Genomic DNA, 22,885 nt, shown 5'->3' with positions numbered 1-22,885 from the left:
TCGATCAACAGGCCTTTCCCCAGGAACGATGAGACGTCGAGAGACGTGGATAGTCACATGCAAGAGCTGACGAGTTGGTTGTCGGATTACACGAAGAAGCAGACGGAGGTCTACGCCGCCTTGCCCCTCGACCAGATCGCCGGGATCATCGAGGTGCTGCACTCGGCCTGGAGCCGCAAGGCCCAGGTCTTCGTCTTCGGCAACGGCGGCAGCGCGGCGAACGCCTCGCACTTCGTGACCGACGTCGGCAAGGGCTCGTCCGACAAGCTCGGGACCCGGTTCCGCATCCTGACCCTCAACGACAACACGGCCTGGATGACCGCCATCGGCAACGACTACTCGTATGAGGACGTCTTCCTCCGGCAGCTCCAGAACTACGCCAACCCGGGCGACGTGGCGCTCTGCATGAGCGTCAGCGGCAATTCGCCGAACCTGGTGAAGGCCACGAAGTGGGCCAAGGAGCAAGGGCTCTCCACCATCGCCCTCGTCGGGGCCAAGCGGGGCGCCCTGGCGGAGATCGCCGAGCACGTCCTGGTGATCGAAGACACCCACTACGGCCGCGTCGAAGACGCCCAGATGACGATCTGCCACATGCTGGCCTACGCATTCATGGAAAAGGCGGACGTCCTGGGAGCCCGGTCATGAGCGGAGCACAAGACTCGATCGCCGAGCCCAAGGGGGCGCGACGCTGGCCTAGCATCGAACTGCCGGCCCACGTCGAGCCCAGGCCCGAGATCAGCCACGTCCTCTTCGACTTCGACGGCACCCTCTCCCTGATCCGCCAGGGGTGGCCCGAGGTCATGGTCCCCATGTTCATCGAGGTCCTGCCTCGACTCGAAGGGGAGACCGAGGATGCCGCCAGGCAGCTCGTGCTCGACGACATCATGCGGCTCAACGGCAAGCAGACCATCTACCAGATGATCCAGCTCGCCGACCGGATCCGCGAGCGTGGCGGCGAGCCGCTCGAGCCCCTCGCGTACAAGCATGAGTACCTCCGCCGGCTCGACTCCCACATCGGGGCCCGCACGACCGGCCTCAAAGGGGGCTCGATCCTCGCCGAGGAGTACCTCGTCCACGGTTCCAGGGCCTTGCTCAGCCACCTGCGTGATCGCGGGCTCCAGCTCTACCTCGCCAGCGGCACCGACGAGCAGTTCGTCAAGTACGAGGCCGAACTCCTCGGGATCACCGAATTCTTCGGGCCGCACATCTATGGCGCCCAGGACGACTACAAGAACTTCTCCAAGAAGATGGTCATCGACCGGATCTTGAAGGAGCATTCGATCACCGGCCGCCAGCTCCTCTCGTTCGGCGACGGATACGTCGAGATCGAGAACACCAAGCAGGTCGGCGGGCTCGCCGTGGCCGTCGCCAGCGACGAGGCGAACAACGGTTCCGGTCAGATCGACGAGTGGAAGCGACAGCGCCTGATGGGCGTCGGCGCCGACGCCGTCATCCCCGACTATCGCGACACACCGGCGTTCGTCGACTACCTGCTCGGCCGCTGATCGGGCGAGCAGGCGGGCACATGAAGAGCGAGCCCCGGATGCCTCGGGAAACCAGGGATCCGGGGCTCGCGCCTCCGTCATGCTCGCATCCGGCAAAGCTGAACCACATTCAGATATTATGATTGCCCGCGAGGATGAGGTTCCGTGAACGTGCAGCCCCTCGACCTCAAGAAGCTGAAGGTCTTCCCCCTCGCCGAGCGACGGAGCTTGACGAAGGCCGACGAGATCCTGATCGACCCCGACTCGGCCCCGAAGCCTTGCTCCGACGAGGCCGCGCGGCACATCAAGGGGTGCGCCGAGGCGATCGCCGGCGCCCGCAAGCGAGGGGCGACGGTGATGCTGATCTACGGGGCGCACCTGCTCCGCAACGGCACGGCACTCTTGCTCGAGCGGATGATGGGCCGCGACTGGCTCACCCACCTCGCCACCAACGGCGCCGGGACGATCCACGACTGGGAATATTCCTGGTTCGGCGCCTCGACCGAGAGCGTCGAGAATGGCGTGGCCGGCGGCAACTTCGGCACCTGGGACGAGACGGCGACCAACATCCACCGGGCCCTGATGATCGGGGCCCTCGACGGCCTCGGATACGGCCAGGCACTCGGCCGCTACATCCTCCAGGACGGCGGCACGGTCCCGACCGAAGATGAGCTAACCGCGGCGATCGCCCAGGATCCGAGGCATCCCCTCACGGGCGCCCGCGTTGATTTGCTCAAGGCCATGGGCGAACAGGGCTGGCCCTCGGGTCCACTCCACATCGAGCATCGCCGCAAGACCTCATCGATCCTGGCCCAGGCGTACAAACATAAAGTGCCGATGACGGTACATCCGGGGATCGGCTACGACATCATCGCCAATCACCCGGTCTTCAGCGGGTCGGCGATCGGCCGCGCGGCGGAGCTCGATTTCAAGCTCTTCGGCGGCTCGGTGGCGAACCTCGAGGGGGGGGTCGTGCTCTCGATCGGCTCGGCCATCATGGGCCCGCAGGTTTTCGAGAAGAGCCTGAGCTGCGTGAATAACCTGAGGCTCCAGGCGGGGCAGGATGTCGTCAAAGGCCACTCCTTCTACATCGTGGATCTGCAGGACGGCGGCGGCTGGGACTGGACCCAGGGGGAGCCTCCCAAGACGAACCCGGCCTATTACCTCCGCTTCTGCAAGAGCTACTCCCGGATGGGAGGGGCCATGCACTACGCCCAGTGCGACAACGCCACCTTCGTCCACCATCTGTATCGCGAGTTGGACCGTCTATGACCGGCGATCGTTTCTCCGCCATCACGGCGCGTTATCCGTCGCTCCGCATCGGCGTCGTGGGCGACTTCTTCCTGGACCGCTACCTCGAGATCGACCCCGCCAAGGGGGAGATCTCGATCGAGACGGGCCTCCCCGTGTACAACGTCGAGGCCGTGCGGGCCAACCCAGGTGCCGCCGGGACGATCCTGAATAACCTGGTCGCCCTCGGCATCGGCGAGATCTTCCCCGTCGGCTTCTGCGGCGACGACGGCGAAGGTTATGAGCTGCGCCGGGCCCTGGCCGCCAGGGCCGGCGTGAACTCCGAGCACTTTATCAAGTCCGACCTCCGCCGCACCCCGGTCTACTGCAAGCCCCTGGTCATGGAGCCCGGACAGCCCCCTCGCGAGCTGAACCGGTTCGACTCCAAGAACTGGACCCCGACGCCGATCGAGCTTCAGCGCGAGCTGGCCGCCCGCGTCATCTCGCTCTCGAAGGTGGTCGACGTCCTGATCCTGATGGATCAGGTGGACATCCCCGAGAGCGGCGTCGTGACCTCGCTCGTCTGCGAGGCCGCGCTCCAGGCCCTCCGCGACCGCAAGGACCTCATCGTCCTCGCCGACAGCCGCAGGGGGGTGAAGGATTACCCGCCGCTCGGCTTCAAGATGAACGCCAACGAGCTCGGCCAGATGCTCGGCTCACAGGTGACGGACCTGGCCGACGTGCGGGCCCAGGCCGCCACGCTCGCCGGGCGCAACGGGCAGCCGGTCTTCGTGACCCTGGCGGAGCGCGGGATCGTGGGCGCCTTGTCGGGCAAGGGCGCCGAGCACGTGGCGTCGCACCCGGTTCGCGGGCCGATCGACATCGTCGGGGCCGGAGACTCGGTGACGGCGAACCTCGCCGCGGCGCTGGCCGGGGGGGCGGACCTCCGCGAGGCGATGGAGATCGCCATGGCGGGGGCCTCGATCGTCGTGCATCAGCTCGGCACGACCGGCACCGCGTCGGTCCCGGAAATCGCGGGATTGCTCGGGATTCCGTTGGACGCCTGAGCGACGACGTCCGTAGTCTTTGGTATTCGACCGACCCGGACGTTTCGCCCCGGCCTGGCGGGGGTTTCCCCGTGCTTACGTAGTTTATACCAATCAGCCATCGGATCAGATCGAATCGAAGGGGGGAGACGCCATGCCAGGAGTCCTGTCAGGAAAAGTCGCGCTCGTCACCGGCGCCTCTCGTGGTCTCGGCGAGGCCATGGCCCGCTCGCTCGGCGAGCGCGGGGCGAAGGTCGCGGTGAACTACTTCGGCAGCCCGGAGAAGGCGAAGGCCGTCGCCGAGGCCGTCCGCAAGAGCGGCGGCGAGGCCGACATCTTCAAGGCCGACGTCCGCGACGAGGCGGAGGTCGAGAAGCTCGCGGCCAACGTCGTCTCCCGCTTCGGGCCGATCGACATCCTGGTCATCAACGCGACCGGCCCGCAGCCGTTCATCCCCATCGAGGATCTCACCTGGCGAGACTGCCTCGATCAGCTCGAGTTTTTCGTCAAGAGCCCGGTGCTTCTCACCAAGGCCGTGATCGGCTCGATGAAGGAACGGCGCTACGGGCGGATCATCCAGATCGGCTCCGAGGTGCTCGAGATGGGCGTTCCCAAATTCTCGAACTACGTCTCGGCCAAGGGGGCGCAGCTCGGCCTGACCCGCTCGTGGTCGAGGGAGTTCGCCGAGTGGGGCATCACCGTCAACCTCGTCGCGCCCGGCTGGATCCCGACCGAGCGGCACGTCGACGACTCGCAGAAGATGAAGGACGCCTACGCCGCCGCCGTCCCCATGAGGCACATGGGAGAGCCCGCGGATATCGTCGAGACCGTGGCCTTCCTCGCCACCGAGGGGGCAAAATTCATCACCGGGCAAAAGATTTCGGTCAACGGCGGCAACTCTCTAGAGTGAGCCGCGTCTAACGGGAGAGCCGGAGTAAGCCTCCGGCTCTCCCGGGCTCGGGCTCCTGGCATTCACGATGGGGAGACTCGCTCGCGCCGGTGTTAGAGATTTCGGAGCCCCACGCTAGCAATCTTTCAAAGGATCACTGATAATCGGCGTGCCTCTCCTGAATCGCGAAAGTCTTTGCGAAGCGATGATACGTGTCGAAGCATGGAATGTCTCGATACGCCCTGGGATAGACCGGCCCAAACCTCTTGGGGATGAACCCGGCCGACACGATCCCCGCAAGGTACGGTGCCCTCGATCGTAACCCTGGAGCGATTTCATGTCGCAACCCCCGGCCTCGACGCCGCACGAGCCGCTCAGCGATAACGACGTACAGGCCATCGATCAATTGCGCGAGGCTTATGCTCGCCTGAAGAATGAGCTGGGCCGAGTGATCGTCGGCCAGAAGGATGTGATCGAACGCCTGTCGATCTGCCTCTTCGCCCGCGGCCACGCCCTGCTGATGGGAGTGCCCGGCCTCGCCAAGACCCTGCTGGTCAGCAAGGTCGCCGAGACGATGTCCCTGAAATACAGCCGGATCCAGTTCACCCCCGACCTGATGCCGATGGACATCACGGGGACGGACATCCTGCAGGACACGGCCGACGGCCGCCGCGAGTTCCAGTTCATCTACGGCCCCGTCTTCGCCAACATCGTCCTAGCCGACGAGATCAACCGCGCCCCACCGAAGACGCAGGCGGCGATGCTCGAGGCCATGCAGGAACACCACGTGACCGTGCTGGGGAAGGGCTTCCCGCTCGAGCCCCCGTTCCTCGTGCTGGCCACGCAGAACCCCGTCGAGCAGGAAGGGACCTACCCGCTCCCCGAGGCCCAGCTCGACCGGTTCATGTTCCTCATCGAGCTCGACTACCCGTCCGAGGCCGAGGAGATCCAGATCGCCCGGACCACGACGGGGGCGCCGCTGCCGAAGCTCGACCACCTGCTGACGCCGACGGACATCATCCAGTTCCAGCAACTGGTCCGCCGCGTCCCGGTTCCCGACCACATTTATACATATGCCGCTCGCCTGGTCCGCAAGACTCGGCCCGGCGGGTCGACCGCGCCGGCCTGGCTCAAGCCCTTGGTCTCGTGGGGCGCCGGGCCCCGCGCCGTGCAGTATCTGATCCTCGGGGCCAAGGCCCGCGCGGCCCTGCTCGGCAGCTACATGGTGCGGCTCGAGGACGTGCAGCAGGTCGCGATCCCCGTCCTCACGCATCGCGTGATCACGACGTTCGCGGCCCAGGCCGAGGCGATCGACGCCAAGGCCATCGTCCGCCGGCTCGTCGAGGAGACACTCGCCGAGCAGACCGGCTAAAGTACATCCGCCCGACCTCCCCGCTGATCCGGGGGTGTCGGGCGGAGCCGTTTCGGTTCGCGAGGATCGAACGAACCGGGCGGCGACGACGAAGATAGAAGACGCGACGAGGAGCCCGGCGTAACGGCCCGATCAGCCCAAGCCCTCCTGGTGGAACCAGCCCAACGATGTTCCCCGACCGTCGACCCCGCAGCTTCCTCGACCCGATGGTCCTCTCTCGCCTGGCGAGCATACCCCTCTTCGCGCGCAAGCCGATGCAGGGGAACGTCTCGGGCCGGCACCCGAGCCCGCACCGGGGCTCGAGCGTCGAATTCGCCGAATATCGCAAATATGTCCCCGGCGACGATCTGAGGCGGCTCGACTGGCGCGCCTTCGGCCGCTCCGACCGCTTCTACGTCAAGGAGTTCGAGGCCGACACGAACCTGCGCTGCTGCGTCGTGCTCGACACCAGCGGCTCGATGGCCTTCGGCTCCGAGGGACGATCCAAGATCGAGTACGCCCGCAAGATCGCCGCGGCGCTCGGGCACCTCGCCCTGCAGCAGGGGGACGCCGTCGGGCTCTCCTGCGTGGCCAAGGGGCTCGTCCGCAACATCCCCCCTCGGCGCAACCCCGCGCACCTGATGAGCCTGTTCGACATCCTCGAGCAGGTCAAGCCGCAAGGGGAGACCCAGATCGTCCCCGTCCTGCACGAGCTCGCCGAGACGATCCGCCAGCGGGCCTTGATCGTGATCATCTCCGACCTCTTCGTCGAGCCGGAGCTGCTCCGAAGCTGCTTCCAGCACCTCCGCTTCAGGCGCCACGACGTGGCGGTCTTCCACCTGCTCGACCCGCAGGAGATCCGCTTCCAGTTCCGCAGGCCGATCCGGTTCCTCGACATGGAAGGGGGCCCGGCGATCTTCGCCGAGCCGAACGAGATCGCCGACCGCTATCAAAAAGCGCTGGGGGGCTACCTCGAGTCGCTGCGTCAGGTCGTGCTCGAGTCGGCCGTGGATTACCACCGGGTCACCATCGACGAAGATTATGAGCAGGTCCTCATGAGGTTCCTCGTCGGCCGGACGCGGGCGAAAGGGGTGCGATGAGTTTCCTCCAGCCGATGCTCCTGGCCGCGCTCCCGCTCATCGCGCTGCCGATCGTCATCCACCTGATCAATCAGCGCCGCTACCAGACCATGCCCTGGGCCGCGATGATGTTCCTGCTGGCGGCGAACCGGATGTCGCGCGGCTACGCGAGGCTCCGCCAGTGGCTCATCATGGCCTTCCGCATGCTCGTGATTGCGACCTTGATCTTCGCGATCAGCCGGCCCCTCGCCGGCGGCTGGCTCGGGGTCACGGCCGGGGGCCGGGTCGACACCACGATCATCCTACTCGACCGCTCGCCGAGCATGACGCAACGGAGCCTCGGGGGAGGGGGGTCCAAGCTCGAGACCGGGCGCAGGCAACTCGTCGAGACGTTGAAGACCGTCGGCTCGTCGCGCTGGGTTTTGATCGAGAGCTCCACGAACAAGCCGCGCGAGATCGAGAAGATCGACGCTATCCTGGAATCGCCCAGCAGCGAGGCGACGAGCGCATCGTCCGACCTCCCGGCCATGCTCCAGTCGGCCCGCGACTACATCCGGGCCAACAAGTCGGGGCAGACCGAGGTCTGGATCTGCTCCGACATCCGCGAGAATGACTGGAACGCCGAGAGCGGACACTGGCAGGCCCTGCGTGATAGCTTCCTCGAGCAGGCTCAGGCGATCCGATTCCACCTCCTGGCCTATCCCCAGTCCGACCCCGGGAACCTCTCGGTACGCGTCGATAACGTGCGCCGCCAGAAGACGGCCGACGGCTCCGAATTGCTCCTGACGGTGAGACTGAACCGGGAAGGGGGGAGCAACGACCGACTCTCGGTGCCGCTCCACTTCGACATCGGCGGGGCCCGCTCCGAGGTCACGGTCGAGATGGCCAGCCCGCACTTCGAGCTGAAGGATCACCGCATCCCGCTGGAGCGGACCCAGGAAAAAGGCTGGGGGCGCGTCTCGATCTCCGCCGACGCGAACCCCGGCGACAACGACGCCTGGTTCGTCTTCGACCAGCCCTCCCCGCGCAAGGCGATCGTCGTGGCCGAGGATCCGCAGGCGGCCCGCCCGCTCGAACTGGCCGCGGCGATCGCGCCCGATCCGACCGTGCAGACCGCCTCGGAGATCATCGCGACGGAGCAGCTCCCCACCGTCGAGTGGGAGAAGCTTTCCTTGATCCTCTGGCAGGCGCCTCTGCCCGAAGGGGACGCGGCCAAGCAGATCAAGGCCTTCATCGACCGCGGTGGCTACGTCCTCTTCTTCCCGCCGAAGCAGCCGGGGCAGGCCGAGTTCCTCGGCGTGCGCTGGTCGGGCTGGAAGGACGACGGCAAGGAGGTCGCGGTCGAGAGCTGGCGAGGGGATCAGGACTTGCTCGCGAACACGCAAAGCGGCACGGCCTTGCCCGTCGGCCAGCTCCAGGTGCGTCGCTACTGCGGCCTGACCGGCGAGTTCACACCGCTGGCCGGCCTGCGCGGGGGGAGCCCGCTCCTCGCCCGAGTGGCGACGAACCGGGGGGGAGCCTACTTCTGCGCGACGACCCCGGCCCCGGCCGACTCGTCGATGGCGACGGGGGGGGTGGTGCTTTATGTCCTCGTCCAGCGAGCCTCGGCGCTGGGATCCGAGGTCCTCGGTAGCACGCGTCGGCTCGTCGCGGGGGATGCCTCGGGAGAAGACCCGGCCCGCTGGAAACGGCTCGCCGGGGCCGACGACGCCCTTTCGACCGACTATGTGCTCCACGGCGGCGTCTATGCTTCGGGCGATCGCCTGCTCGCGGTGAATCGGCCGGCGGCGGAGGACGGGGCCCGCATCCTGGCCGACGACCGGATCAACGGCCTCTTCCGGGGGCTCGAATTCGCCCGCGTCGACGATAAGGCGGGGAATATCAGCTCCCTGATCCAGGAGGTCTGGCGCTTGTTCTTGATAGCCACGATGCTGGCCATGCTGGTCGAGGCCGGGCTCTGCCTGCCCAAGCCGGTCCGGGCCCCGGGAGTCGCGTCATGAACGTGTCGCGGTCGCTCACGTTCCTCTGGACCCCCTGGTCGATCGGCCTGTCGATCCTGATGGTGCTCGTCGCCTCCGGCTTCGCGTTCGTCGCCTGGCGTCGGAGCGGATATCGCCCGGCGATGGGGTTCCTCGAGCTCCTGCGCGTCGGGATCGTCGCACTCGCGGCCGTCATGCTGAACCAGCCCGAGTGGATCGAGGAGTTCCGCCCCGAGGAGAAGCCGGCGATCGCCGTCCTCTTCGACGCCTCCAGCAGCATGGACACGCGCGACGTCCTCCGCAACGACCAGGGGGGCTCCAGTGCACTCACCCGGGCCGAGGCCCTCCGACCCTTCACCGATCCGGGCTCCTGGAAGAAGCTCCAGGAGCGGATGAACGTCGTCATCCAGCCGATCTCGGCCCCCCAGCCCGGCCGGGGAACGGACCTCTTCGATCCCCTCGCCTCGGCGCCCGAGAAGATCCGCAACCTGCGAGGGGTCGTGCTCGCGAGCGACGGCGACTGGAACGATGGCCAGCCCCCGGTGCAGGCGGCGGCCCAGCTTCGCTTGAAGGGGGTTCCCGTCTTCACGGTCCCCGTCGGCAGCCCGACGCGCTTGCCGGATATCGAACTACTGAGCCTCGATGCGCCGACGTTCGGCGTGGCCGGCAAGGCAGTGCGGATCCCGTTCACCATCGAGAGCTCGCTGCCTCGCGAATACACGACCACCGTGACCTTGCGTACATCGGATGGCGACGAGGTCTCCAAAGAGATCCGCATCGCCCCGATGGGACGGACTAGCGACTGGGTCGTCTGGAAGCCCAAGGCGACCGGCGACTTCACCTTGAGTCTCAACGTCCCCAAGCATGCCGACGAAGCCCTGGTGGATAACAACCAGATCAACGCGCCCATCGCCATCCGCGAGGAGAAGCTCCGGGTGCTGGTGATCGAATCCACCCCGCGCTGGGAGTACCGCTACCTCCGCAACGCCCTCTCGCGTGACCCAGGGATCGAGGTCTCCTGCCTCCTCTTCCACCCAGGACTGAGCAAGGGGGGCGGCGGGAACAAGGACTACATCAAGCAGTTCCCGGCGGGGCTCGACGAGCTCTCCAAATATGACGTCGTGTTTCTCGGCGACGTGGGCCTCGACGACGGCCAGCTCACCGCCGAGCAATGCCGCCTGATCAAAGGTCTCGTCGAGCACCAGGCGAGCGGCCTCGTCTTCATGCCGGGGTTGCAGGGGAGGGAATCCTCGCTCATGGAGACCGAGCTTGGGGATCTCTGCCCCGTCATGTTCGACACGTCGCAGCCGGGCGGCTGGGGATCGCGGACTCCGAACCATTTCGAGTTGACCGAACTGGGGCGTAAGAGCCTGCTCACCAAGCTCGCCGACACCCAGGATGATAACGCCGAGGTCTGGGAAGGCCTGCCGGGATTCCAGTGGTATGCCCCGGTGCTCCGGGCCAAGGCGGGGAGCGACATCCTCTGCGTCCACGAGTCAGCGACTAATGAATACGGGCGCTTGCCCTTGCTCGTCACCAGGACGTTCGGGGCGGGCAAGGTCCTGTTCATGGGGACCGACGGCGCCTGGCGCTGGCGCAAGGGGGTCGAGGACAAGTACCACTACCGGTTCTGGGGGCAGGTGGTGCGTTGGATGGCCTATCAGCGCAACATGGCCAAGGGGGAGACGATGCGGCTGTATTACGTCCCCGACCAGCCCAAGATGAACCAGACCCTGACCTTCCACGCCAACGTCATGGACCGCGGCGGCGAGCCGCTTCATGGCGGCGACGTCTCGGCGCGGATCAAGGCCCCCTCGGGCAACACCGAGACGATCCGGCTCCAGTCGGGGGGCGACGAGTGGGGGGTCTTCAGCGGCCAGTACGACGCGACCGAGCCGGGCAAGCACCAGGTCACCCTCGTCTGCAAGCAGACCAACGCCACCTTGGAGGCCAACTTCTTCGTCCAGGGGGCCGCGGCCGAGCGAGTCGGCAAGCCGGCGCGGCCGGAAGTGCTCGAGGAACTCGCCCGGGTCTCGAAGGGGAAGGTCGTCGAACTGAGCAAGCTCGACGAGATCGTCCGGCTCCTGGCCGAACTGCCCGACCCGCCCCCGTCGGTGCGCCGGGTGCAGTTGTGGAGCCACCCGGCGTTCGCAGCCGGGCTCGTCGTCCTGCTCGGCGTCTTCTGGGTCGGCCGCAAAGTGATCGGCCTGATCTAACGGAAGCCTCGAATCCGACTCCGTTCGATTTGGCTCGCAGAATCGGGGCGGGCTGGTCACAATGACTGGCGGCCCGATTCGAGTCAGCTTAATGCGGAAGGACGTCTCGAAGGGCCCTTGAATTCCACGACGACACTCGTCGTCCCGCTCAAATGACCCACTCGGGTCCCCTTAAGTCGAACGAACTTTGTAGGGAAGTCGCGACGCCCCCTTAACTTAAATCAGATCGTGAGGTCGACATGAGCCTCGCTCCATCGCATGATCGGCTGAAGTTGCCGGAGTCGCTGGAAGCCCAGTTACTCGGGTTCCGCAAGCGTGTCTGGTCGGTCAAGATGCTCGAGGCCGTGGCGGCGGCCGCCTTCGTCGTCCTCATATCTTATCTCGTGATGTTCGGCCTGGACCGGGTCTGGGATACGCCGGACTGGCCTCGCCTCGCGCTCTTCGCGATCGGCGTCCTGGGATGCACCCTCGTGCCGATCGCGGCCTACCGCTGGGTCTGGCGGAACCGGCACCTCGAGCAGCTCGCCCGCCTCTTGAGCCGCAAGCACCCGAACGTCGGCGACCAGCTCCTCGGCATCATCGAGCTCGTCCGCGACGACTCGGAGCAAGCCCGGTCGCGTGCCCTCTGCGAGGCGGCGATCCGGCAGGTTGCCGAGGATGCCCAGCATCGCGACTTCCGCAACGCCGTGCCGAACCCGAGGCATCGGACCTGGGCCTGGGTCGTCGCCGCGCCCACCGCGCTGGTCATGGCCCTCTTCTCGTTCGTCCCCGACGCCGCGGCCAACGCCTGGGTCCGGTTCATCGCCCCCTGGCAGGCCACCGCCCGGTACACGTTCGCCGCGCTCCAGCCGATCCCCAAGGAGCTGTATGTCGCCCACGGCGAGCCCTTCGCCTTCACGGCGAAGCTCACCTCGAAAACAGCCTGGAAGCCGAAGCAAGGGTTGGCCGAAATCGGCCAGCAGCATCCGGTCGTGGGCACCTTACGTGATGGCCGCTACACGTTCGATCTCCCCTCACAGCTCCAGGCCAGCAACATGGTCGTCCGGATCGGCGACTCGGTCCATAAGGTCCGCGTCGAGCCGAAGCTCCGGCCGGAACTGACCTCGGTCGCCGCCGACGTGACGTTGCCCAAGTACCTCGGCCGACCCCAGCCGCAGAGCAAGGACGTGCGAGGCGGCTCCATCTCCCTGGTGAAGGGGAGCCAGGCCCGGATCTCGATCACGGCGAGCCGGGAACTCGCGAGCGGCCAGGTCGATGGCAAGAAGGTCCAGCCCGAGGGAGCCAGCGTGACGAGCCCCCCTGCGCACGTCGACGGTTCCAAGAAGATCGAGTTCCGCTGGCAGGACGAGTTCGGGCTCGAGGGGAAAGAGCCGTTCGTGCTGACCATCACCGGCCGGGACGACGAGGCCCCCTCGCTGATCGTCGAGGGCCTGCCCCGGCAGAAGGTCGTCCTCGACACCGAGCAGCTCGGCTTCAAGGTCCGCGCTCAGGATGACTTCGGCATCAAGCGGGTCGGCATCTCCTGGCAGGGGGTCGAGGGGGCAGTCGTCTCGGCGCCCGCCGAGGGGGAACGAGCCCTCGCCGCCGGTGGCAATGACAAGGAGAACCTCGAGGTCGACGGCACGTTCTCGGCCAAGGCACTCGGCATCGAGCCCCAGCCGGTCAACGTCCGGGTCTTCACCGAAGACTATCTCCCCGGCCGGGGACGCGTCTACTCGGCGGCCTACATGCTCTACGTCCTCAACGCCGAGCAGCACGCCGTCTGGCTCACCGAGCAACTGAGCAAGTGGCATCGCCAGTCGCTGGAAGTCCGCGACCGCGAGATGCAACTCTTCGAAACGAACAAGCAACTGCGTGACCTCTCCGCCGAGGAGCTCGACCGGCCGGACACCCGCCGCAAGATCGAGTCCCAATCCGCGGCCGAGCGGGCCAACGGGCGTCGGCTGTCGGGCCTCGTCGTCTCGGGCGAGGATCTGGTCAAGCAGGCCATGCGCAACCCCGAGTTCGGCGTCGGGCACCTCGAGCGCTGGGCCGAGATGCTCCAGGTCCTCAAGGACATCTCGGGCAACCGCATGCCCTCCGTCGCCGACCTGCTCAAGCAGGCCGCCCAGGCCCCGCCCCAGCAGATGGCGGCCAACGCCAAGAGCAAAACAGGGCCGATGGCCGGGCAGTCGCGATCGAACCCCGCTGGCAAGCCCTCGGAAACGCTTCCCGACCCCAAGAAGCCCGAGACGAAGATCCCCCTGATCGCCGACGGCGAGTCGTCGCAGCAGCCCCCCGACAAGAATGAGGATCCGAAGGCCGCTAGCAAAAAGAAGCCGTCGAGCCCGAGCCTGCGGCTCCCGACGACCACCCTGGCCGGCAAAAGCAAGCCGGGCGAGGAGCTGCCGACTCCCCCCGCCAACCCCGATATGGAGGAGGCGGTCAAGAAGCAGCAGGATCTGCTCGCCGAGTTCGAGAAGATCTCCGAGGAGCTGAACAAGGTTCTCGCCAACCTCGAAGGGAGCACCCTGGTCAAGCGGCTGAAGGCAGCCTCTCGGCTCCAGGCCAACATCGCCGGCAAGATCTCCGACCACGTCGACGGCACGTTCGGCCTCCCCTCGTCACGACACGCCGAGAAGCCCTTGAAGACCCTCGGCGAGATGGCCCAGCAGGAGGCCAAGGGGAGCCATGACGTCTCGATCATCATGGACGACATGCACGCCTACTTCGAGCGTCGCCGGTTCCAGAAGTTCAAGTCGGTGCTCGACGAGATGAAGGCGCAGGACGTGATCGGCAACCTCCGCCTGCTCGGCGACGACCTCAAGCGAGAGAACGGCCTGGCCATCTCCCAGTGCGAGTACTGGTCGGACACGCTCGACCGCTGGGCCGAGGACCTCGTCGACCCGTCGAACTGCGGGGCCTGCCCGGGCTCCAAGTCGAAGGCCAGCCTGCCGCCGTCGGTCGTCCTCGAGGTGCTCCAGATCCTCGAGTCGGAAATCAACCTCCGCGAGGAGACCCGAGTCACCGAGCAGGCCCGCGCGGCGGTCACTTCCGAGGAGTACGGCAAGCAGGCGAACGGGCTCTCTACGACCCAGGACAGCCTCCGCGACCGTACCGAGAAGGTCACCCAGCGCATTCGCGAGTTGCCCGACGGCGAGAAGGAGTTCCCCAAGGAGATCCAGCTCCTCGGCCAGGTGGCGATGGTCATGAAGGACGCCCAGGGGATCCTCGCCCAGCCCAACACGAGCGGCCCGGCGATCGCGGCCGAGACCGAGGCGATCGAGTTGCTCCTCCAGTCGCGTCGGATCAACCCCAAGGGGGGCGGCGGTGGCGGTGCCAGCCCCGGCGGCGGCGGAACCGGGGACACCAAGGACTCGGCCCTGACCCTCGTCGGCACCGGGACCAACCAGAAGGAAGTCCGCGAGGACCACGGCATCTCCCAGGCCACCGGGGACTCGGGGGCTTCGCTGCCCGAGGAGTTCCGGGCCGGCCTGGATGAATACTTCAACCGCCTCGATCGTGCGCCGGGAGGCCAGTGAGTTCCGTTCGGATCAGGACCGTCGGGCTGATGCCTCGGCCCGGCGGTCGGATCTTGCGAGCTCATCTCCTCGGATCCGTTGACGAAGTCGGGAGTTCCTTATCATGAGACTTCCCTCACGAATCCCGGTCTGCCTCGGGACGTTGGCCCTCGGCCTCGGATCGAACCTCGTGGTGCCGCAGGCCTCGGGGCAGATCACGCTCATCACCCAAGTGCAGAAGATGGAAGTGCCCGCGCCAGTACAGATGATCGAGATACGCACGGAGGCCGTCCGCGCGGTAGCCGCCCGGCCTGTGCGGGCCTTCGACCTGTCCCGCCCGCGCGACCTCGATGATAAAGAACGGGCCAATCAGGCGATGGAGGCGCTCCTCGCGCCGATCAAGGCGGTCGTCGCCGACCGTGATCCGAAGCCGAACCCCGGCCGTCCGGTCAATGCCCAGCCTGCCGAAGCGGCCGTCGCCATGAAGAGGGCGCAGATCCAGCTCAACAACGTGGTGGTCGGGCGTAGGGCCAGGATCGTGAATGGCCAGAACCTCGATCCCTTCATCGCGCAGTTCACCCAGCAGTTCAAGACGGTGATGCTCTCTGAGCAGCACTTCATCCGCAAGGTCTGCGAGCCCGACGCCGACCAGCGCAAGATCCTGGCCGAGAAGGGGGAACCCGCCCTCAAGGAGCTCGCCACCCGCTTCGGCAAGCTCCAACAGCAGATGAACATGGGCCAGATGCCCGGGGTCATCCCCGACCCCCGGACCGTGATCGAGGAGATCTTCCTCGAGATGCTCAAGCCGGCGTTGACCGAGGCCCAGCTCGCCCGCTATCGCGACGAGATCACCAAGCGGAAAGAGAACCTCAAGACCATCGCCGTCAGTAACCTCGTGGCGAGGCTCGACCAGGACCTCATCCTCACGGTCGAGCAGCGCGAGAAGATCACGGCCGAGCTCACGGCGAACTGGAAAGACAACTGGTGCCAGTCCCTGGATTACATCCAGTACTTCGACCGCTACTTCCCCGACATCCCCGATCGGTTCGTCTCGTCGCATCTCGACGACATGCAGAAAGTCCTCTATCACAAGATCCCGAAGAATCAGCGCATCTTCCTCGGCATCGGCAATCCCAGGCAGATCCAGGTCGCCGAGACGGCCTTCCAGGAGGAAGACTCCGATGTCAAGCCGCCCAGCCCGAATGGGGCCAGGTAATCCCCGGCGCGGCAACATCGGATCGCCCGGCCGATCCTCCTCGACTGAGAGACTCGCATGATCCGAACCACGCCCCTCGGCTCGATGGCTGCCCTCCTGGCCTTCCTCCTCATCGGCGGGAGCCTGCCGGCTCACGCCCAGGACGACGACATCGTCGAGGACGAACAGGCGCAGGCCCAGGGGGCGAACAACGCCTTCGTCATCCACCGGCCGATTTATACCGAGCACATGTTCAACCAATGGGTCTTCGGCAACACCGGCGGGATCAATGAGGGACGCAAGCACATCGACGCCGGCCTGAAGCTGCAGATGGGATATCTCGAGCGAGTCTGCACCCTCACGCCCGAGCAGCGCGAGAAGCTGCACCTCGCCGGAGAAGGGGACCTAAAGCGTTTCTTCGACCGCTACGAGAAGTCTCGCGAGCACTTCAACGCGATCAAGGGGGATCAGAACAAGCTGGGCGAGGTCTTCCAGGAGATCCAGCCTCTGCAGATGTCCTTCAAGTCCGGCATCTTCGGCGAAGGCTCGATCTTCGCCAAGACCGTCGGCAACACGCTCAGCGGCGACCAGGCCAAGCAGTTCGAGAAACTGATGCGGGAACGCCGATGGTTCCGCTACAAGGCCAAGGTCGACCTCGTGGTCGGCACGCTCGACGCGGCGATCGGGCTGACCGCCGAGCAACGCACCCAATTCATCAAGCTGCTCTCCGACGAGGTCGAGCCCCCGCTGAAGTTCGGCCAGTGGGACTATTACGCCGTGCTCTACCAGGCGTCGAGGATCCCCGAAGACAAGCTCCGCCCCCTCTTCGACCCCGTGCAGTGGCGCATCCTCAGCGCCCAAATCCAGCAAGCTCGAGGAATGGGACCATTTCTACAGAATGGCGGCTTCGTCGCGAACGTCAATAAGAAGTAGGGCGGGCGCCTCGCAACTCCCCTACTCGAATCGACTCGATGCAAGGGCCGCAATCGCGGCGACCTCGACGGCTTGGAGAAGGATCAACGCCATGACGGAGGGGAGGCTTGCCAACATCGCTCGCAACGTCGCGTTCGGGCTGATGCTCTCGCCCTTCGCGTGGGCCTCGGCCCAGGATCCCGAGGAACCGCCGCCCATGCCCGACGCCCCCCAGGTGGAGGTCGAAGTTCCGCCGCCGGCCATTCAGGAAATCCTTGAGGACGAGGAGCAGATCTTCCTCGGGAGGATTCGCCCGGTCCTCCTCGCCGAGTTGAACGTGATCCGCCAGGCCTGCAAGCCTCCGAAGGAGCAGCAAGCGTCGATCGACCGGGCAGCCGCCGCGATCATGATCGCGCTCCTGGGAGAATATCAGCATCAGAAGCCCACCGCGGAGAAGGTGGAGCTCGAAGGGCAAGCGGCGCCCGGGCCGAATTACCGGAAGTCTATCCAGGATCATATCCTCAAGCATGTCATCCCCATTCTCACGGACGACCAGCGTCGACTTTATGCGGCCGAGAAGGACAGGCGAGATGCGTCCCATCGGCGAGTGGTCCTCCGCATGATCCTGGCGGAGCTCGATCAGCGGCTCTTCCTGGGCCAGGCGCAACATGCGGCGATCGAGAAAGAACTCTCCGGTCATATGACCGAACCCTGGTGGCCGAGCCTCTTCGCCGCGATGGAGGGGGATGAGAAGGCCTGGGAGATCCCGGACAAACATATCCTCCCCTTCCTCACGCAGGCCCAGAAGGCCGTCTGGGACGACCCCGAGTTCAACCTGTTCCAAAACGGACTGGGCGGCCCCTACGACGAGGTCGTCGCGATCATGTCGGACCTCCACGTCGGCAAGCCGGCGAAGCCGGTCCAGGCTCCGGCCCCCCCCGCACTTGAACCCCAGCCAGGTCAGGACGTGACCCCGTGAGGCCCCTCAAACGCCGCGAGCCGCGCGTCCGCCTCCGAGCCTCTCGCTCGAACGGGCCAGGCCGCGCCTGCCCGGCAGGCCTCGCCGCGATCCTGCTCCTGCTCTCGATGACGACGGGTACCGCCCTCGCCCAACAGGAGCTACCGATCGAGGTTGAGGACGTGATCGAGGCGGCCGCACCGGCGAATCCGGAGGGGAAACCGGGGAATGATCCGGACCTCGAGGCCGACGACGGCGAGGCCCCGGCCAAACCCGAAGTCGACGCCGAGATCAACCAGGCCGAGGGCGTCTTCAACTACTGGATGCGGATGATCGAGTCCTCGGCCCCGATCCTGCGAAGGCAACTCGAGCAGGGGCTCGCCCTTCGGGTCAACTACATCGAGCAGACCTGCGGGATCTCGCCCGCCCAGAAGCGAAAGCTCGAGCTCTCCGGCAGGGGGGACATTGAGCGCCACTTCAAGCTCGTCGAGGAGAAGAAGGTCCTCTTCCGGCGATTTTTGAAGGATGAGGCGAAACGCTCGCAGATCACCTCGGACCTCCAGGCTTTGACCTATCGATCCCCCCTGGAAGTCTTCGACGCGAAGTCGATCTTCGGCAAGACGACGAAGGCGATCCTCTCGCCCGAGCAATACCGCCGCTATGAAGAGGGCCTCAAGGCCCGCGAGGAGTTCCAGATCCGCGCGGCCCTGGAGCAGGCCATCTCCGTCCTCGACGCGGCCATCGGGCTCGACGACGAGCAGCGAGGCCAGTTCCTCTCGCTCTTCCGCAAGCATGCCGATCAGCTCAAGCAAGTCGATGTTGATTTCAAGGATCCGATGAGCCTGGTCTCGCAGGCCTGGCGGCTCCCCGAGGCCTCCGTCAAGGCGATCCTCGACGACGAGCAGTGGCACTTGATGGAGCACTTCCGGCGGCAAACTCGGGAAAACTACGGAGGCGGCGGCCCCGGGCTCGAGATGCTCACGGAGAAGGGAGTCGACCCCGCAGTGATCCTGCGACCGGCAGGGCGGGATGTCGTCCATGCGAACGAAGGGCCGAATCGCCCCCCATGCGGAGCGGAGTCTTTGCCATGAAGTCGGGACAGATACGCAGGCTCACCTTCCCCCGGAACTTGTCCCGGGCCGGCCTCCTACTTGCCCTCATCGGCCTGGTCGTCGGGAGTGACGCGAACGCCCAGGCCCCCAACGTCCGATACGGCGAGGTCGTCCCGCGCGACGTCCGCGAGATGTACGACCGCGGTGTCCAGTACCTCGCCACCGCCCAGACGGACAACGGCGATTGGGCCGGGCAGCAGGGGGAGAACGGACCCGGCATCACAGGGCTCTGCCTGATGGCGCTGCTGGCCTCGGGCGAGGACCCGAACTTCGGCCTCTACAGCAACCACGTCCGCAAGGCCCTCCGCAGCATCATCATGTCGCAGAACGCCGGCACCGGGTACATCGGCCAGAGCATGTACCACCATGGCTTCGCCATGCTCGCCCTGGCCGAGGCCTATGGCACCGTCGACGACCGCAATCTCTGGCCCGACCCGAAGTCCAACCAGCGCACCGTCGGGCAGGCTTTGGAACTCGCCGTCCGCGCGGCGATCACCTCGCAGAAGAAGAACCCGACGGGGGCCTGGCGATACTCCCCCGAGTCGACCGACGCCGACACCTCGGTCAGCGGCTCGGTCCTGATGGGCCTGCTTGCAGCACGGAACGCGGGGATCGAGGTCCCGGATGATTGTATTGATAAGGCCATCGCCTTTTATAAGCAGATGACCGCGAGCTCGGGGCAGGTGGCTTACGCCGGGGGCATCGGCGGATTCGACGAATCGATCGCACGCATCTCCATCGGAACGCTCGTCTACGCGATCGCCAGGCGTAAGGATATGCCCGAGTTTCGCGCCACGCTCGGCTACCTCAAGGGGAAGCTCGACCAGGTGGCACCTCAGTGGCCCGAGTACACCCGCTACTACGAGGCGCAGGCCCTCTTCCAGGGAGACCTCGACTCCTGGGAGAAATGGAACAAGCTCCTCGTCCGCCAGTTGAAGCAGGCCCAGCAAGCCGACGGCAGCTTCCCCGGCCAGTACGGCACGGGCTTGGGCACCTCGATGTCCCTGCTGGCACTGGCGCTCAACTTCCGATTCCTCCCGATTTACGAACGCTAGAACGTGGAGTCCCCATGCGAAACCAACGCGTGTTGTTGATCCTGGGAACCCGCGTCTTCCGGCGAGGGGGCGCGGGCCTCGCCCTGCTGGCTGCCTGCTCGATCGCGGCGGCCCCCGGCGAGCCGGCTCCAGCCCCCAAATCGGCCGTGCTTAACCTCTCGGACGGCGGATTCGTCGCCGGCGAGATCAAGGACAGCGATAAGGCCAACGTCGTGCGCTGGCAGGCCGACGCCTTCGTCGCCCCCTTCGAATTCGACCTCAAGTCGGTCCAGTCCCTGGCATTTCCCTCGGGGGGAGAGTCGCCCAAGCCGACCGGCGACTACTGCTTCGAACTGGCGGGAGGGGGCGTCCTCTACGGGTCGCTCGCCGGCCTCGACGACAAGGTCGCGGTGCTCGAGATCCCCAACCTCGGCCAGTTGCACGTCGAGCGGTCGCAGATCAATCGCATTCAGCGGTGGAACCTGAACGCCGACCTCATCTACCTCGGGCCGAACGGGCTCGAAGGCTGGCAGGCGTCTCCCGCCGCCAATTCCTGGCGCGAGGAGACCGGGCAGATCGTCACCAGCACCCCGGGCACGTCCATCCGCAAGGATCTGGGTTTGCCCTCGCGAGCCACGATCGAGTTCGAGCTCTCGTGGAAGGACAAGCCGGACTTCCTCCTCGCGCTGGGGGTCGATGGCGACGAGAAGAACCTCGCGCGGGCCTTCCGCTTCGAAGCCTGGGGCAAGGACATCGTCGTCCACCGCGAGGCCGAGGACGAGGCCGACGTCGTCTCCGTCGGTCAGGTCGAGAACGGCGCCGGGCGGATCCACCTCGTCACCTACCTCGACCAGGAGAAGAGCCGGCTCGTCGTCTACTCGCCCAGCGGCGCACGCTTGGCCGACATGAAGGTCGCCCCCGCCAAGCCAATGACCCTCCCCGGCATCTACCTGGGCAACATCCGTGGGGACGTCCGGCTCGAACGGCTCCAGATCGGCCGCTGGAACGGCGAGGCCCCTCGCGACACCAAGGCCGATCAGGCCCGCGTCCACCGCAACGACGGCTCGACGATTTATGGTCAGATCTCGAAATATGATCCCTCGACCAGGGAGTTCGTCGTCCGCCAGGACACCGCAGAGTCTCGGATCAAGGCCGACGAGATCGGCAGCGTCTTCCTCTCGTTCCCGGCCGATCAGCCCGCAAGGGCCGTCGTCGCCTCGTTCCGCGACGGCACCCGCCTGAGCGGAGACCTCAACAAGGTGGAAGACGGCAAGCTCTGGCTCTCGGTGCCGGGGATCGAGGAGAAGGTCGGTCGCCCCTTGAAGGACGTCGGCTCGCTCGTCGTCCTCCGATCCCAGCCCACCCCTACCGACAAGGACGCAGAGAATAAGCCGCCAGCCCGCCTGGAAACCGAGGGGACGCGGATCAGCGGGAAACTCGAGGATGGTCGGGAGCAGGGGGGGGCGACCTGCCTGGTCTGGCATCCGCTGGCGAGCGCCACGGGCAGCCCCCTCAAGGCGGGGGCCTCGGCCCGGATCATCTACAAGGAACCTCCGCCCCCCGCACCCAAGCCCGACGCCAACCCGAACGTGGTCATCCAGCGGCAAGCCCAAGTGGGGGCCCTCCAGGGGTTCCTCTCCGCCTACTCGGGGAATCAGCTCGGTCGGCAGGGGGGCACGAAGCCCAGGGCGCTCCACCTCCGCACCGGCGATGTCATCCCCTGCGAGGTCCTCAAGATCGACGAGACCGGCGTCTCGATCCGCACGCCCGTCTCCGAGAGTGCCCTGGTCCCCCACGACAAGATCAAGGCCGCCGAGCTCGCCCCCGAGTCGGTGAGCGTCGTCAAATTAACCCGATCCAAACGTGATCGCCTCCTCACGCTCCCCCGGATGCAGAAGGAGAGCCCGCCCCTCCAGCTGATTCGATCCAAGAACGGCGACTACCTCCGCGGGCGCGTCGTGAAGATGGACGACGAGAATATCGAGTTGGAGGTCCGGCTGGAAACGAAGCAGGTCCCCCGCAATCGCGTGGCCCGAATTATCTGGCTCCACCCCGACGAGATCGAAGGGGCGAAAAAGCCCGACGACGCCAAGCCCTCGCCCAAGAACACCCTGGTTCAGGCCGTCCGCAACGACGGCACCCGGATGACTTTCCATCCCAAACAGGTGGAAGGGAAGACTCTCAGCGGCCAGAGCGACGTGCTAGGGCTTTGCAAGATCGGCCTGGATGAAGTCGACCAGTTGCTGATCGGCTCGGCCATCGACAAGGAGGTCTCCCATCTCGCCTATCAGCAATGGAAGCTCCGCAATGCCCCCGAGCCGAAGTTCGTGAAGGACGACGGTGGCTCATCCTCGGGAGGGGAGAACGGCGGCACTGAGTCGCCCCTCGTCGGCAAGCCCGCCCCCGACTTCACGCTCGACCTCCTCGAAGGCAAGAAATTCCATCTGGCCGAGGCCAAGGGGAAGGTCGTCGTCCTCGACTTCTGGGCCACCTGGTGCGGCCCCTGTCTCCAGGCCATGCCCCAGGTGGAGAAAGTCGCGCACGAGTTCGAGGATCAGGGGGTCCAGCTCGTTGCGGTGAATCTCCAGGAAGATGCGAAGGCCATCACGTCGATGCTCGAGCGGCACAAGCTCAAGGTGACGGTCGCCCTGGACAAGACAGGAGCCGTCGCCGAGAAGTACGCAGCCACGGCCATACCGCAGACCGTCGTCATCGCCAAAGATGGGACCATCTCGCGTCTCTTCGTCGGCGGAGGCCCGCACCTCGAGGATTCCCTCCGCAACGCGATCCGCCCGCTCCTCGGGAATGCGACCCCTGAGGAGGGGAAAAAGTGACTCACGGGGAAGGGGGTCACCAAGCTCCCAGCAGGGAAGGGGAGGGCCCCGAGAAGAAAAAACGAA

The 22,885-nt window shown here is 66.1% G+C and carries 16 protein-coding genes; all 16 read left to right on the top strand.

Translation table 11 applies throughout. The annotated features are described in order from the left end of the window. Nucleotides 1-57 precede the first annotated feature (57 nt). The 16 genes from ACOYYX_RS25285 (at nucleotide 58) to ACOYYX_RS25210 (ending at nucleotide 22,819) form a co-directional block, all read left to right on the top strand. A complete protein-coding gene (locus ACOYYX_RS25285) occupies nucleotides 58-645 on the top strand; it encodes a D-sedoheptulose-7-phosphate isomerase (RefSeq protein ID WP_422924855.1) in 588 nt (195 codons plus the stop codon). Next, nucleotides 642-1,505 (top strand): HAD family hydrolase, encoded by an 864-nt coding sequence (locus ACOYYX_RS25280; protein ID WP_422924854.1) that lies wholly within the window; start codon nucleotides 642-644, stop codon nucleotides 1,503-1,505. Before ACOYYX_RS25285 ends, ACOYYX_RS25280 begins: the two co-directional genes overlap by 4 nt. A 144-nt stretch (nucleotides 1,506-1,649) precedes the next feature. Further along, complete coding sequence (locus ACOYYX_RS25275; protein WP_422924853.1) at nucleotides 1,650-2,756, top strand: hypothetical protein; 1,107 nt, start codon at nucleotides 1,650-1,652, stop codon at nucleotides 2,754-2,756. Further along, on the top strand, nucleotides 2,753-3,781 hold the full coding sequence (locus ACOYYX_RS25270) for a bifunctional heptose 7-phosphate kinase/heptose 1-phosphate adenyltransferase (RefSeq protein ID WP_422924852.1): 1,029 nt from the start codon (nucleotides 2,753-2,755) through the stop codon (nucleotides 3,779-3,781). Before ACOYYX_RS25275 ends, ACOYYX_RS25270 begins: the two co-directional genes overlap by 4 nt. A gap of 133 nt (nucleotides 3,782-3,914) precedes the next feature. Continuing rightward, entirely contained in the window at nucleotides 3,915-4,670 is a 756-nt protein-coding gene (locus ACOYYX_RS25265; RefSeq protein ID WP_422924851.1) for an SDR family oxidoreductase, read from the top strand. Between the two features lie 316 nt (nucleotides 4,671-4,986). Further along, nucleotides 4,987-6,021 carry an AAA family ATPase gene (locus tag ACOYYX_RS25260; RefSeq protein ID WP_422924850.1) on the top strand — a complete coding sequence of 345 codons (1,035 nt, stop codon included), beginning with the start codon at nucleotides 4,987-4,989 and terminating at the stop codon, nucleotides 6,019-6,021. Between the two features lie 167 nt (nucleotides 6,022-6,188). Continuing rightward, the gene (locus ACOYYX_RS25255) at nucleotides 6,189-7,100 is read left to right on the top strand and encodes a DUF58 domain-containing protein (RefSeq protein WP_422924849.1); all 912 of its coding nucleotides are present in this window, start codon (nucleotides 6,189-6,191) and stop codon (nucleotides 7,098-7,100) included. Continuing rightward, nucleotides 7,097-9,079, top strand: coding sequence for a BatA domain-containing protein (locus tag ACOYYX_RS25250; RefSeq protein WP_422924848.1), 1,983 nt, complete (start codon nucleotides 7,097-7,099; stop codon nucleotides 9,077-9,079). Before ACOYYX_RS25255 ends, ACOYYX_RS25250 begins: the two co-directional genes overlap by 4 nt. Then, on the top strand, nucleotides 9,076-11,274 hold the full coding sequence (locus tag ACOYYX_RS25245; RefSeq protein ID WP_422924846.1) for a hypothetical protein: 2,199 nt from the start codon (nucleotides 9,076-9,078) through the stop codon (nucleotides 11,272-11,274). Before ACOYYX_RS25250 ends, ACOYYX_RS25245 begins: the two co-directional genes overlap by 4 nt. 239 nt (nucleotides 11,275-11,513) lie before the next feature. Next, nucleotides 11,514-14,795: a hypothetical protein gene (locus tag ACOYYX_RS25240; protein WP_422924844.1), complete on the top strand. Its 3,282-nt coding sequence runs from the start codon at nucleotides 11,514-11,516 to the stop codon at nucleotides 14,793-14,795. A 103-nt stretch (nucleotides 14,796-14,898) separates the two neighbouring features. Next, nucleotides 14,899-15,990, top strand: coding sequence for a hypothetical protein (locus ACOYYX_RS25235; RefSeq protein WP_422924842.1), 1,092 nt, complete (start codon nucleotides 14,899-14,901; stop codon nucleotides 15,988-15,990). A gap of 57 nt (nucleotides 15,991-16,047) precedes the next feature. Continuing rightward, nucleotides 16,048-16,902, top strand: a complete 855-nt coding sequence (locus ACOYYX_RS25230) for a hypothetical protein (RefSeq protein WP_422924841.1) — start codon at nucleotides 16,048-16,050, stop codon at nucleotides 16,900-16,902. Between the two features lie 91 nt (nucleotides 16,903-16,993). Continuing rightward, nucleotides 16,994-17,860, top strand: a complete 867-nt coding sequence (locus tag ACOYYX_RS25225) for a hypothetical protein (protein ID WP_422924839.1) — start codon at nucleotides 16,994-16,996, stop codon at nucleotides 17,858-17,860. Beyond that, nucleotides 17,857-18,930, top strand: a complete 1,074-nt coding sequence (locus ACOYYX_RS25220; protein ID WP_422924837.1) for a hypothetical protein — start codon at nucleotides 17,857-17,859, stop codon at nucleotides 18,928-18,930. Before ACOYYX_RS25225 ends, ACOYYX_RS25220 begins: the two co-directional genes overlap by 4 nt. Further along, nucleotides 18,927-20,006, top strand: coding sequence for a squalene--hopene cyclase (locus tag ACOYYX_RS25215; RefSeq protein ID WP_422924836.1), 1,080 nt, complete (start codon nucleotides 18,927-18,929; stop codon nucleotides 20,004-20,006). Before ACOYYX_RS25220 ends, ACOYYX_RS25215 begins: the two co-directional genes overlap by 4 nt. 14 nt (nucleotides 20,007-20,020) lie before the next feature. Next, complete coding sequence (locus ACOYYX_RS25210; protein WP_422924834.1) at nucleotides 20,021-22,819, top strand: TlpA family protein disulfide reductase; 2,799 nt, start codon at nucleotides 20,021-20,023, stop codon at nucleotides 22,817-22,819. The last annotated feature ends 66 nt before the right edge of the window (nucleotides 22,820-22,885 follow it).

Source organism: Singulisphaera chitinilytica (genome assembly GCF_049331405.1).
Taxonomy (GTDB): Bacteria; Planctomycetota; Planctomycetia; order Isosphaerales; family Isosphaeraceae; genus PoT.
This window is presented reverse-complemented; position numbering and strand designations above follow the sequence as displayed.